Annotated in this window: 11 protein-coding genes; 7 read left to right on the top strand and 4 right to left on the bottom strand. The window is 71.3% G+C overall.

Features of this window, described 5'->3' with window-relative positions:
* The first annotated feature begins 62 nt into the window (after positions 1-62).
* A complete protein-coding gene (locus Prum_RS01300) occupies positions 63-1,814 on the top strand; it encodes a tetratricopeptide repeat-containing diguanylate cyclase (RefSeq protein ID WP_173073227.1) in 1,752 nt (583 codons plus the stop codon).
* A 172-nt stretch (positions 1,815-1,986) separates the two neighbouring features.
* Here the strand turns inward: Prum_RS01300 and Prum_RS01295 are convergent, their stop codons facing one another.
* Complete coding sequence (locus Prum_RS01295) at positions 1,987-3,162, bottom strand: monooxygenase (protein ID WP_246277571.1); 1,176 nt, start codon at positions 3,160-3,162, stop codon at positions 1,987-1,989.
* A 312-nt stretch (positions 3,163-3,474) separates the two neighbouring features.
* Between Prum_RS01295 and Prum_RS01290 the strand changes: the two genes are divergently transcribed.
* The gene (locus Prum_RS01290) at positions 3,475-3,879 is read left to right on the top strand and encodes a RidA family protein (RefSeq protein ID WP_173073223.1); all 405 of its coding nucleotides are present in this window, start codon (positions 3,475-3,477) and stop codon (positions 3,877-3,879) included.
* A gap of 15 nt (positions 3,880-3,894) precedes the next feature.
* Here Prum_RS01290 and Prum_RS01285 read toward each other — a convergent pair whose 3' ends face one another.
* Complete coding sequence (locus tag Prum_RS01285) at positions 3,895-4,782, bottom strand: NAD(P)-dependent oxidoreductase (protein WP_173073221.1); 888 nt, start codon at positions 4,780-4,782, stop codon at positions 3,895-3,897.
* Between the two features lie 82 nt (positions 4,783-4,864).
* Between Prum_RS01285 and Prum_RS01280 the strand changes: the two genes are divergently transcribed.
* The 4 genes from Prum_RS01280 to Prum_RS01265 are packed head-to-tail and all read left to right on the top strand — an operon-like array spanning position 4,865 to position 8,142.
* Entirely contained in the window at positions 4,865-5,302 is a 438-nt protein-coding gene (locus Prum_RS01280) for a MerR family transcriptional regulator (protein WP_173073218.1), read from the top strand.
* Entirely contained in the window at positions 5,244-6,104 is an 861-nt protein-coding gene (locus Prum_RS01275) for a dioxygenase family protein (protein WP_173073216.1), read from the top strand. The genes Prum_RS01280 and Prum_RS01275 overlap by 59 nt, the downstream gene beginning before the upstream one ends.
* On the top strand, positions 6,101-7,168 hold the full coding sequence (locus Prum_RS01270; RefSeq protein WP_246277570.1) for a maleylacetate reductase: 1,068 nt from the start codon (positions 6,101-6,103) through the stop codon (positions 7,166-7,168). Before Prum_RS01275 ends, Prum_RS01270 begins: the two co-directional genes overlap by 4 nt.
* Positions 7,165-8,142, top strand: coding sequence for a phosphotransferase family protein (locus Prum_RS01265; protein WP_173073214.1), 978 nt, complete (start codon positions 7,165-7,167; stop codon positions 8,140-8,142). The genes Prum_RS01270 and Prum_RS01265 overlap by 4 nt, the downstream gene beginning before the upstream one ends.
* Positions 8,143-8,315: 173 nt before the next feature.
* Here the strand turns inward: Prum_RS01265 and Prum_RS01260 are convergent, their stop codons facing one another.
* Positions 8,316-9,704 (bottom strand): glycoside hydrolase family 10 protein, encoded by a 1,389-nt coding sequence (locus tag Prum_RS01260; RefSeq protein ID WP_173073212.1) that lies wholly within the window; start codon positions 9,702-9,704, stop codon positions 8,316-8,318.
* Positions 9,705-9,716: 12 nt separating this feature from the next.
* On the bottom strand, positions 9,717-11,024 hold the full coding sequence (locus Prum_RS01255; RefSeq protein WP_173073210.1) for an extracellular catalytic domain type 1 short-chain-length polyhydroxyalkanoate depolymerase: 1,308 nt from the start codon (positions 11,022-11,024) through the stop codon (positions 9,717-9,719).
* 216 nt (positions 11,025-11,240) lie between these two features.
* Here Prum_RS01255 and Prum_RS01250 point away from each other — a divergent pair, with 216 nt between their 5' ends.
* Entirely contained in the window at positions 11,241-12,227 is a 987-nt protein-coding gene (locus Prum_RS01250; protein ID WP_246277569.1) for a LacI family DNA-binding transcriptional regulator, read from the top strand.
* Positions 12,228-12,318 lie beyond the last annotated feature (91 nt).

Genomic DNA, 12,318 nt, shown 5'->3' with positions numbered 1-12,318 from the left:
GTTCTCTGGATGATGACCTTCAGTGGGACCCCGAGAGGATCGATATGTGATATCAAACGTGAGTGCAACTCCCGCAGGCCGCCCCAGCCCCCACACCCGATGTGCCGGCTGCGGATCGCGCACCGATCGCCGTCCGGGAGCTGGCGGAGAGCCTCATCGAGCGCTCGGAGGCGGCACGACAGCAGGGTGACTACCGCGCCGGGTCGGCGCTGGCCCGGGAGGCGGCCGACCTCGCGGCCGCGATCGAGGACGACGGCCTGCACGGGCTGGCCCTGCGGGTGCTCGCGGTCCACCTGGTCCGCCTGGGCGACCATGAGCAGGCGGTACGGTCCACCGTCCTGGCCGCGCGGCTGCTGCACGGCGCCGGCGACGAAAAGTCCGCGTGCAAGGCGCAGACCGTCCAGGCCCTGGCGTACACCAAGCTGGGCCTGCACGACGAGGCGCTCGCGGCGCTGTCGTCCATCCTCGACATCGCGGAGCGCCTGGACGACCGCGAGCTCCAGTTTTGGATCTACAACCGGATCGGCGGCGTGCACGGATCGCTGGGCGACTACCGCCAGGGCAAGGCGTTTCTGACCCGCGCGCTCGGCCTCGCCCGCACCGACCTCGACGACGAGTCGGTCTTCTGCATCCTCAACAACCTCAGCGACAACGCCGTCGGGCTGGTCAAGCAGCTGCGCGGCGAGGGCGAGGAGGCGGCCGCCGCGGAGGCGCTGGCCGACGGCCTGGACTACGCGCGGGACGCGCTGATCCTGGCCCGGGCGGCGGAGCATCCCTACCGCGAGTCCATGTGCCTGGGTAACCACGGCACGCTGCTGGCGCTCGCCGGGGAGTATGCGCAGGCCACGGCGATGTTGCGGCGCTCCGGCGAGCTGGGCGCGACCCACGGATACCGCTCCTTGGAGCTGGAGGCCATGCAGGGCATCGCGGCGGTCTGCCTGCTCGAGGAACGGGTCAACGAGGCGATCGCCACGCTGGACATGGTGCTCACGATGGCCTCCGAGCCCAACGAGAAGACCACCATCATGGCGGTACACGAGCAGCTGTCCGTGGCGTACGAGAAGCAGGGCGACATGGCCTCGGCGCTGCGCCACTACCGGACGTACCACGACGCCGAACGCACCGTGTACTCGGCGATGGCGGAGACCCGGGCCCGGCTGCTGACCAATCGGTTCGAGTTGGACAATGCCCGGCTGGAGGCGGAGCGCGCCCGGCTGGAGGCGGAGCTGCACCGCGTTCGCCGGGAGGAGCTGGAGCGGGAGCGGCTGACCTGGCGGACCGAGGCCGAGGAGTCGGCGCGGCGGGCCCGCGAGGACCAGCTCACCGGCCTGTGGAACAGGCGCCATCAGGACGAGGAACTGCCCCGGCTGGCCAAGGCCGCCACGACCGGCAACCGTCCACTGTGCGTAGCGGTCGCCGACGTCGACCGGTTCAAGAGCATCAACGACCAGTTCGGCCACCAGGTCGGCGACGAGGTCCTCAAGCGGCTCGCCGACATCCTGCGCGTCGGCAGCCGGCCCGGCGACCTGGTCACCCGGATGGGCGGCGAGGAGTTCTGCCTGGCCTTCGCCGACACCGACCTGGCGGTGGCGTGGGGGATCTGCGAGCGGCTACGCGCCGCCGTCGAGGCGTACGACTGGGCCGGCCTGCGCCCAGGTCTGCACGTCACGATCAGCTTCGGGGTGGCCCTGCTGGCACCCGGGGGCACCGCGCCGCAGGTGCTCGACGCCGCCGACACCCAGCTCTACCGGGCCAAGCGCCACGGCCGCAACCGGGTCGAGCCGGCCCTGCCCGTACGCCTCCGGCTCGCCTGAGCGGCGTCCCCGCTGGTCGCGCTCTGGCAGGTGAAGCCGTTTTGAAAGCGTGCTGCCCCTGGCTGCCGCGCTGGGCGAGCGAGCGGGGCGGCAGTTTCTTGATCTTCATCGGCTGGCCGATCCTGCTGGTCAGCCTCAACTGGGTGGCGTGGATCTGTGTGAGGTTCGCGCGCTACGACGGGGTGCCGATGAGTAGTCCGAGGCACATTTCGTCGGCGGTGCCGTCGCCCCAGACGACGTAGCGGGGTGGCAGCGATTGGAGTTGGGGGAGCATCTTGCGCAGGCCGGCGTCGTGGGTGCAGGTGACCCGGAGCACGTCGCCCTTCTTGATCTTTACCGGGGTGGCCAGTGGGCGGATGGCCTGGTCGTCGAAGTTGTACTGGGGTACGTCCAGCAGGGTTTGGGCGCCGGTGGTTCCGGGGTTGAGTTCGATCGTGATGGCGCGGCCGAGCAGGTGCATGTGTCCGGCCGTGGCGTAGATGGTGGCGGCGCCCTCCATCGGGTGGTCGCAGTGTTGGGTGGATCCGGGTGCCGGCTTGCCTTGGCTGCACCACTGGAGCAGGTCGGCGGCGCTGGAGCCGACGTCCTGGCCGAAGCGGCGGGTGACGTCCTTGATCGCGGCGTCCCGGTCGCAGAGTGGGCCGCTTTCCTGCGCGGTGCACGGCAGTTCGACCGGTGCGGGTGCCTGCATGGTGGCCAGTGGGGTCATGGCGGTGGTGGCGTCGGCGAGGCGTAGCCGGATGCTGGACTGGTCGGTGCTGCCGGATTTTCCGCCGGTCGCGAGCAGGTTGTAGTGCACCTGCATGACGAGTTGGCTGCCGGCCGGCATCTCGTACCCCAGGCCCTCGTCCAACAGCACCTCGTCCGCCCCCGGCGCCCAGTGGGCCACCCACGCGTCGCCGTTCACGCCGGAGTCGCCGAAGCACTGCCAGCCTTCGCCGGGCGTACCCTCGTCAAGCTCGCGCGCCTCGGCCGCGCCCGCCGGAGGGATCTGGAAGAAGATCGCGTGGTGCACGATGTCGGCGTTCTGCGGCAGGAACTGGCTGCCCGTCAGGTACGCCTGGGTGGACAGTCCCGGATCGACCAGGAAGCAACGGTACTCGTCCGTCCCTCCGTTCGGCGCGACCGGCGCGTACGGCTGCGGCATCTTGAGTGTCACGAACCGTTCACCGGCGCGCGGCGGCGTCGGCGACGGCGGCGGCGGCGCGCCCTGACCGTGGCCGTCGTGGGTCGCGCCGCCCGATTGGGCCGTCACCGGCGGATCGGCGGTGCCAGCACCGCACGCCGCGCTCATCCCGGCCACGGCCAGCACCGTTGCCACCGCCACCAGCCGCGTTGCGCCTCTCACGTTGCCTCCCCCAGCCGCCGGACCCATTCGTACCTTCGATGATTGGGTCAGCCACGGCGGATGTATATCCGGGTTCGCCCCGGATCAACCCCGAACGGCCAACTAGTCCTGTAGGCCGAGGGCGCATTATGATCAAGGCGGTCTTATCAAATATCAAATCAAAGGAGCTGTGGTGTCGAAGGGCGAAGACGGTGGGGGAGTCGGGGAGACCTTGCTGGTGGGCGTCCTGCTCGTCGTGTTCGCCGTGCTGGTCGTGGTGCTGCTGTACGTCGCCCTAGGAGACTGAACCCCTGGACCCCTAAGGAGCCTTCGATGTCATTTGACCAGGTCACGTCCGCGGAGTTGGCCGCGCCCAACGGTCACTTCTCCCAGGCGACGGTGAGCACGCCGGGCCGGCTCGTCTTCATCTCCGGCATGACCGCGCGCCGGGCCGACGGCACCATCGCCGGGGTCGGCGACATCACCGAGCAGACCCACCAGGTGTGCCGCAACCTGGCCGCCGCCGTCACCGCGGCGGGCGGCACGCTGGCCGACATCGCCCGCGTCGACGTGTACGTGCGGGACATGGCCGACTTCGCCGCCATCCACGCCGTACGCCGCCAATACTTCACCGGCCCGCCGCCGGCCTCGACCATGGTGGCCGTCGCCGGCTTCGTCCGCGAGGAGTATCTGATCGAGATCAACGCGATCGCGGTGCTGCCGGAGACGGCCGCCTGACGAGGGTGGCGACGCCTACCGTGGCGCGCGGAACCGTTCGATCATCGCCGCGTAGCTGTCGCCGCCGCGCCCGTCAGCGATGGCCCGATCGGTCAGGGCCTTGATGAGTCTCGGTAACTCGGCGTTGACGCCGACGGACTCGCTTTCGTGTACGAGGTGGTCCATCGCGGCCAGGTGGGTGTCGATCGTGGCGTCGTCGGCGGGGTACGTGCCGTCGTCGATCTGCCGCGCGTAGCCGGCCAACCAGCCGGTCACGGTCCCGATCGACGTGCTCGCGAAGGGGGCGAACGCGCCCGCGTCCACCCCCGCCGTGCCGAGCAGGGCGGCGCCGTGGAGGAAGCCGTTGAGGACGCTCCACATCACGCCCAGGATGGCCACGTCGTACAGGGACGACAGGCCGTGGTCGCCGCCGAGGTACGTCGTTCCCGCGCCGAGACCGCGCAGGGCCGGCTCGTACCGGTCGAAGGCCGACCGTGGGCCGCTGTAGAGGAGGACGGCTTCCGCGGTGCCGATGCCCGCGGGCACGGCCATGATGGCGCCGTCCAGGTAGGTGACACCCCGCCGCGCCGCCCAATCGGCCGTCTCCCGGGCCTGCGCCGAGGTGCCCGAGGTCAGGTTCACCAGGACCCGACCGTCGAGGGCATCGCCCAGCGGGTCGAGCAGATCGCGCACCGCGCGATAGTCGGACACGCAAACGACAAGGAGTGGGCTGGCCGCGACGGCGTCGCCGACCGAGTGGGCGGGCTTCGCGCCCTGGGCGACGAGGCGGTCGGCCTTCGCCGCCGTGCGGTTCCACACGGTGGTCGGGTGACCGGCGCGCAGGAACGCCCCGGCCAGCGCCTGACCCATCAGGCCCAGGCCGATGACCGTCACGGGAGTGTGGCCAGCATCGCGATTCTGCATCGTTGTTCTCCATCGAGGTGGGTCGTTGTTGCTGGCAGAATCATCAGGGTTCACACCGGTATGAAGGTCAAGAGGAGCGCGCGTGCTGATCGGGGAGCTGAGCCGGCGGACCGGAGTCAACGCGCACCAGCTGCGCTACTACGAGGCGCAGGGCCTGCTCGAGCCCGACCGCGGCACCAGCGGCTATCGCGAGTACGCCCACGACGACATCGTGACCGTGGCCCAGATCAGGAAGCTGCTGGACGCCGGGCTGTCGACCCAGGAAATCGGGTTCATCCTGCCCTGTGCCACCGGCGCGGACCCAGAGCTCGTGCCCTGCCCCGAACTGCTGGACACGCTGCGCGCACGCCTGCACGGGTTGGACCGACACATCGACACGCTCACCCGCTCCCGCCAGGCGCTGCACGACTACCTCGATGCCACCCAGCGGCGTGTGCCCCCGTCGGGAGGAGGATGGGCGGATGGGCACCGAATCCGCCGACCCGGCGCTGGCCGCCCGGGTGGCCGACAGCTTCCGTGACGCCCCGGACGAGCGCCTGCGTACCGTCCTGGCCAGCCTGGTCACCCACCTGCACGCGTTCGTCGGCGAGGTACGGCCGACGCTGGCGGAGTGGGAGGCCGCGATCGGGTTCCTGACCGCCACCGGGCAGGCGTGCACCGACACCCGGCAGGAGTTCATCCTGCTCTCCGACGTGCTGGGCGTGTCCACGCTCGTGGAGGCGGTCAACAGCCGGCCCGGCGGCACCGAGTCGACGGTGCTCGGCCCGTTCCATGTGGTGGCCTCGCCGCCGCGCGCGAACGGCGACTCGATCGACCTGGTCGGCCGGGGCGAGCCCTGCCTGGTGACTGGCGTGGTGCGCGGCGCGGACGGCGTGCCGTTGCCCGGGGCGAGCGTGGACGTGTGGCAGTGCGACCAGGACGGGTTCTACGACGTGCAGGTCCCGGACGCGCAGCCGGCGGGCAACGGGCGTGGCCTGTTCACCACCGACGCCGACGGCCGTTTCCGCTTCCGGACGGTGGTGCCGAGCCACTACCCGATCCCGACCGACGGGCCGGTCGGGCAGCTGTTGCGGGCGACCGGCCGGCACCCGTACCGGCCGGCGCACATCCATCTGATCGGCGCCGCGCAGGGCCACCTTCCGGTGACCACGCACGTGTTCGTGGCCGGCGGGCCGTACCTGGACTCGGACGCGGTGTTCGCGGTCAAGCCCAGCCTGGTCCGCGAGTTCACCCGCGTCGACGACCCGGACCGCGCCGCCGAGGCCGGGCTGCCGAGCCCATTCTGGTACGTCGAGTTCGACATCGTCCTGTGTGGAGCGTGACGGTGCTGGACTTCACCTACGAGCCGGCGCCGGTGCGGGTGGTCTTCGCGGCCGGGGCGGTCGCGGCGCTCCCGGACGAGTGTGACCGGCTGGGTTTGCGCCGCCCGGTGGTGGTGTGCACACCGGGCCAGGCCGGCACCGTCCGGGAGTTGACCGCCGGGTACGCCGACCGCGTCGCCGGCTACCTGCCCCGGGCCGTCATGCACGTCCCGGTCGCGGTCGCCGACGACGCCCGCGCCGCGGTGCGTGACCTGGACGCCGACGGGCTGGTCGCGTTCGGCGGCGGCTCGGCGGTCGGGCTGGCCAAGGCGGTCGCGCTCACCGAAGGGCTGCCGATCCTGGCCGTCCCGACCACGTACGCCGGGTCGGAGATGACACCGGTCTGGGGCCTGACCGAGGCCGGCGTGAAGCGGACCGGCCGCGACCCGCGCGTACGCCCCCGCACGGTGATCTACGACCCGGACCTGACCCGCGCCCTGCCCGCGGGTGTCGCCGGCCCCAGCGGCATGAACGCCCTCGCCCACGCCGTCGAGGCCCTGTACGCCCCGGACCGGTCCCCACCCATCGAACTGCTGGCGCGGGAGGGCATCCGGGCGCTCGGCACGGCGCTGCCCGCTCTCGTCGCCGCGCCGGACGACGAGCACCGCGCCCAGGCCCTGTACGGCGCCTGGCTGTGCGGCACGTGCCTGGGCGGCACCGCCATGTCCCTGCACCACAAGCTGTGCCACGTCCTCGGCGGCACCTTCGACCTGCCGCACGCCGGCGCGCACGCGGTGATCCTGCCGCACGCCCTGGCGTACAACGCCGCGCACGCGCCGGACGCCGACGCGGCGGTCGCGCGGGCGCTGGGGGAGCCGGGTGGCGCCGGCGCGGCCGCCCTGCACCGGCTCGCCGCCGCGGCCGGCGCACCCCGGTCGCTGGCCGCCCTCGGCATGCGCGAACAGGACCTGGACCGGGCCGCCGACCTGGCCACCCGCGACCCGTACGCCAACCCCCGTCCGGTCACCCGCGCCGGCGTCCGCACCCTGCTGCAGCACGCCTACGACGGCGAGAGGCGGCTATGACCAGGGCATTCCTGCGGCCAGATGACCTGCACGACCTGGTGACCGAGCAGTTCGGCGCCGACCGGCGGCTGACCTCGCTGGACCGGCTGACCGGCGGCAGCAAGAAGGGCGTCTACCGGCTCGGGCTGGACGACCGGACAAGCGTGATTCTCTACACGTGGGCGGCGGCCGAGAACTACTGGCCACCGTCGCCCGCCGTCCCGGACGACCCGTTCACCGACGCGTCGGGCGCGGACCTGTTCGCCACCAACCACGCGGCGCTCACCGCAGCGGGGGTGCGCGTCCCGCGGCTGATAATGCTCGACCGCGGCGGCAAGCACCTCAATGTCGACATCGCGTTGGTGGAAGACGCCGGCGCGCTCCGGCTGGAGGCGCTGATGGAGCGCGACCCCGCTGCCGCCGCCGGCCCACTGTCCGCGCTCGGTGACGCGTTGCGCCGCATGCACACCACGTTTGGCTCGCGCTACGGCAAGCTCGCGGCCATCGCCCGCGACGAGGCGTCCCAGACTCGGCGCACCGAGGACGTCATCGTGGACCGGGCGCTCGGCCACCTCGACGCGGCAGCGGCCCGCGACGCCCGACTCGCCGACGCGCGTCACCGGATCGCCGCGCATGTGGGTCACCTCCGTGGCAAGGTGTCGCCCCGGAGCACCTACGTACTGGTACACGGCGAGCTCGGACCGGACCACGTACTGGTCACGCCGGACGGTGAACCGGTTCTCATCGACTTCGAGGGCCTGGCGTACTTCGACGTCGAATGGGAGCACGCCTGGCTGCGGATGCGCTTCGACGACGCGTATCCGGCGCTGCGGCCGGTCGATCTCGACCCGGACAGGCTGGAGCTCTACCGGTACGCGCAGGTGCTGTCGCTCATCGAAGGGCCGCTGCGGATAGCTGACACCGATTTCCCGGACCGGCAATGGATGCTCGACCTCGCCGAGTGGAACATCGCCAAGGCGCTCGCCGCCGTCTGAGGCGGCTCACCGACGCGCCCGGTTGACGGAGCAGTCCGCGAACGACATCCTGCGGATGGTGTCCACCATGGACATGGCGGGCTACGAGCGGATCGACACGCCGACCAAGTAGCGCCGGGGCGGGGTCGCCCGACTGTCCGGGCGACCCCGCCGGCGTCCTGTTTCGGCGCCGGTCAGCTGGCGGTGCAGGACGGCGTGAGGCCGGTGCCGGTGCCGCTGGACTGGAAGCCGAACTCGGTGGACTGGCCGGCGGCCACCCGGCCGTTGTAGTCCACATTGGTCCACTGGATGGTGCCGGTGTTGCCGCTGCGGTTGGCGCTCCACGCGTTGCTGACCGTCGCGCCGGACGGCAGCGTGAGGGTCACCCGCCAGCCGTTGATGGCGGTCGCCCCGGCGGTGACCCGCACCGTCGCCACGAAGCCGCCGGTCCACTGGTTCACGGTGACCGTCGCCGAGCAGCCGCCCGGTGGCGTCGTGACCGGCGGGGTGGTGGGTGGCGTGGTAACCGGCGGCGTGGTCCCCGGGGAGGTGTTCGGCGTGGTCGGCGGGGTGGTGACGGTCGTGCCGCCGTCGTTGAGGGCGGTCAGTACGGCGTCGTAGGCGGCCTTCTTGTTGCCGCCGTTGTCGAACAGCAGCGGGTTCTGGCCGGTACGCCAGGAGTCGCTGTCCCGGATGCCCCACACCGTGATGCCGGTGCACCGGGACACGGCCAGGCAGGCCCGGGTGACGGTGCCGTACACGGCGGCCTGGTTGGCGCCGGCGATGTCTAGCTCGGTGATCTGTACGTCGACGCCGAGGTCGGCGAAGCGTTGCAGGTTGGCCTGGTAGTCGCCGGGCACCGAGTTGGTCAGGTGGGATTGGAGGCCGACGCAGTCGATCGGTACGCCGCGGGCCTTGAAGTCGCGGACCATGTTGTAGATGCCGGTGGACTTCGCGTTGACGCCGTCGGTGTTGTAGTCGTTGTAGCAGAGCCGGGCGCCCGGGTCGGCCGCGCGGGCGGTGCGGAACGCGACCTCGATCCAGTCGTTGCCGGTGCGTTGCAGGTTGGAGTCGCGGCGACCGCCGCCGCTGCCGTCGGCGAACGCCTCGTTCACCACGTCCCAGGTGTGGATCTGGCCGCGGAAATGGGTGGCGACCTGGGTGACGTGGTTCATCATCGCGTTGCGCAGTGCGGTGCCGGACATGCCTTGCGCCCAGCCGGGCTGCTGGGAGTGCCACAGCAGGGTGTGCCCGCGTACGGACATGCCGCGGGAGCGGGCGTGGCTGACGATCCGGTCAGCGTTGCCGTACGTGAAGGTGCCCGGGGACGGCTCGGTCGCGTCCCACTTCATCTCGTTCTCGGGCGTGATGCTGTTGAACTCGCGGTTCAGGATCGTCACGTAGGTGCTGTCGGACAGCTTGTTGGCCGCGACGGCGGCGCCGAAGTAGCGGCCCCGTTCCGCCGCCGACGCGCCCAGGGTAGTCGCGGCGCTGGCCGTGCTGGCCAGGATCATCGCCAGGCCGGCGGCGGCGACGCCCGTACCGGTCAGCGCCAGGCCGGCTCGTATGCGTGAGGTGCGCATCCCATGCTCCTTTCAGGCCACCGTGCAGGCGGTGCCGTTGAGGGTGAACGCCGTCGGCCGGGCGGTGTTGCCGGTGTGGGTGGCCTGGAAGCCGATGTTCGTCGACGCGTTCGGCGCGATGGTGCCGTTGTACGACACGTTGCGGGCGGTCACCGCTCCGCTGGTGGGGGTGTAGGTGGCGTTCCATCCGTTGGTGATGGTCTGTCCACTGGGGAGGGTGAACGCCAGGGTCCAGCCGTTGATGGCCGTGCTGCCGCCGTTGGTGATCGTGACGCTGGCGGTCAGTCCGGTGTTCCACGCGTTGACCGTGTACCCGACCCGGCAGCCACCGGCCGGCGGGGCGCTGGTCGGTGGCGTGCTGGTGGGCGGGGCGCTGGTCGGCGCCGTCGTGGGCGTGGTGGTGCTGTCCAGCCCGAAGAAGCGGATCACCTGGGCGGCGTCGACCGGCAGGTTGTGCGAGACACCCTGCATGCTGATCGCCTCGACCGGCGCCTGCCCGCCCGTGCCGCCGTACCGGGTGCGCGTGTAGCCGGACTGCGGGGTGTCGGTGAACGACGGGGTCTGGCTCAACCCGTGCACGTTGGTCCACTGCTTGACCTGCTCGCCGAAGTTCGGGTAGCGCAGGATGTCGTCGTTGGTGCCGTGCCAGATCTGCATCCGCGGGCGGGCGCCGGTGTAGCCGGGGTACGCGTTGCGGACCAGGTCGCCCCACTGCTGCGCGGTCCGGATGATGGTCCCGTTGGCGCATTCGCTGTTCCACTCCGAGCCGTTGGTGGTGGCGAAGCAGGCGAACGGCACGCCGGCGAAGGAGGCGCCGGCCTTGAACACGTCAGGGTAGTCGCCGAGCAGGACGTTGGTCATCATGGCGCCGGAGGAGGTGCCGGTGACGAAGATCTTGTTGGCGTCGACCGGGTAGCGGGCGCGCACGTAGTCGACCATCGACATGATGCCGACCGGGTCGCTGCCCCCGCCCCGGCGCAAGGCGGCCGCGGACGAGACGTCCCAGCACCCGCTGCTGCGGGTCACCGACGGGTAGATCACGATGAAGCCGTACTGGTTGGCAAGGTTGGCGTACCCCGTTTGGGAGTAGAACCCCGGTCCGGAGCCGCCGCAGTAGTGCACCGCCACCAGGAGGCCGGGGCGGGCCGCCACCTGGTCCGGCACGTACAGGTGCATGCGGGCGTTGGTGGGGTTGGTGCCGAACCCCGTCACCTCGACCAACGACGCGGCCGACGCGGGTTGCGCGAAGGTCACCGCCGCCACGACGGCGAGCGCGGCGGCCGCGACCGCGGCGGCCAGCATCTTGAGCTTGAGTTTCATGGGTGGTGGGTCCTCCAGGGAAGGATGGCGGGCTGCCCATCACCCGGCCGCGTTCCGGCTCTGAAACAGTTGCAAGTATCGATTGAAATCATTTGCTTAGCAAGGCGTCAGGCAGCGACGTTCATGGATAGCGCTTTCCGGCTGCCGTAGACTGCGGCGATGGCGGGGATGCACCCGGATGGCAACCGGCGTGGTGTGCGTCGGGGTGCACCGACGATGGCGGTGATCGCCCGACTGGCGGGCGTGTCGACGCCGACGGTGTCGAGGGTGCTCAACGGCCGTTCCGGTGTGGCGTCGGAGACGCGCCGGCAGGTGGAGGCGCTGCTTCAGGAGCACGGCTACCGGCGGCCGAACGTGGCGGTGCCGGCGGCGAGCGTCGAGGTGGTGTTCTTCGGCCTGGAGAGCCATCTGGGCATCTCGATCCTGCGCGGTGTGGAGCGCGTCGTCCGGCAGCGGGACCTGGTGGTGGGGTTCACCGACGTGTCCATGCCGGGGTCGAAATCGCGCACCTGGGCCGACCAACTGCTGGCGCGGCGGCCGGTCGGGGTGATCGCGGCGCACTCGTACTTCACTCCGCAGGATCACGCCCTGCTGTCGGCCAGCGGCATCCCGATGGTGGCGCTGGACCCGGCGGGGATCCCGCCGGAGGCGGTGCCGTCGGTCGGGGCGGCGAACTGGAGCGGCGGGGTGGCGGCCGCCCGGCACCTGCTGCTGCTGGGCCATCGACGCATCGCGGTGATCGGTGGGCCGGTCAACTCGCTGGCCGCGCGGGCCCGGCTGGAGGCGTGCCGGGCGGCGATGGACGCCGCCGGCGTACCGCTGGAGGGCCGACTGGTCCGCAACGGCGAGTTCTTCTTCGAGGAGGGCCTGGCGCTGGGGCGGGACCTGCTCGGCCTGGCGGATCGGCCGACCGCGGTCGTCTGCGGCAACGACCTGCAGGCCCTCGGCGTCTACGAGGCCGCCCGGCTGGCCCGGCTGTCCATTCCGGACGATCTGAGCGTGATCGGGTTCGACGACCTGGATTGCAGCCATTGGTGCGGGCCGCCGTTGACCACGGTCCGGCAGCCGTTCGACGAGATGGGTGCCGCCGCGGCCGCGCTGGTGCTGGCGTTCGTCGACGGCGAGGTCCCCAGCCAGACCCGCGTCGAGCTGCCGACCACGCTCATGGTGCGCGGCAGCACCGCCCCGCCCCGCGACCGCTGAGGGGCTTGCGGCCGGAAGGCTTTCCATCGATACTTGCAACTGTTTCGCGAGCCGGGCGGATGGGTGAAGGGCAAACCCCTGACCGCCACGC

It is taken from the genome of Phytohabitans rumicis, assembly GCF_011764445.1.
In the GTDB taxonomy this organism is placed as follows: domain Bacteria; phylum Actinomycetota; class Actinomycetes; order Mycobacteriales; family Micromonosporaceae; genus Phytohabitans; species Phytohabitans rumicis.
Note: the sequence above shows the minus strand (reverse complement) of the source record. Positions and strands in the feature narration are given on the sequence as shown.

Bases quoted from the DNA above. Each gene is read 5' to 3' on its own strand.
- Prum_RS01285 (WP_173073221.1), bottom strand. From the start codon at position 4,782: ATGCAGAATCGCGATGCTGGCCACACTCCCGTGACGGTCATCGGCCTG.
- Prum_RS01260 (WP_173073212.1), bottom strand. From the start codon at position 9,704: ATGCGCACCTCACGCATACGAGCCGGCCTGGCGCTGACCGGTACGGGC.
- Prum_RS01275 (WP_173073216.1), top strand. From the start codon at position 5,244: ATGGGCACCGAATCCGCCGACCCGGCGCTGGCCGCCCGGGTGGCCGAC.
- Prum_RS01290 (WP_173073223.1), top strand. From the start codon at position 3,475: ATGTCATTTGACCAGGTCACGTCCGCGGAGTTGGCCGCGCCCAACGGT.
- Prum_RS01250 (WP_246277569.1), top strand. From the start codon at position 11,241: ATGGCGGTGATCGCCCGACTGGCGGGCGTGTCGACGCCGACGGTGTCG.
- Prum_RS01265 (WP_173073214.1), top strand. From the start codon at position 7,165: ATGACCAGGGCATTCCTGCGGCCAGATGACCTGCACGACCTGGTGACC.
- Prum_RS01255 (WP_173073210.1), bottom strand. From the start codon at position 11,024: ATGAAACTCAAGCTCAAGATGCTGGCCGCCGCGGTCGCGGCCGCCGCG.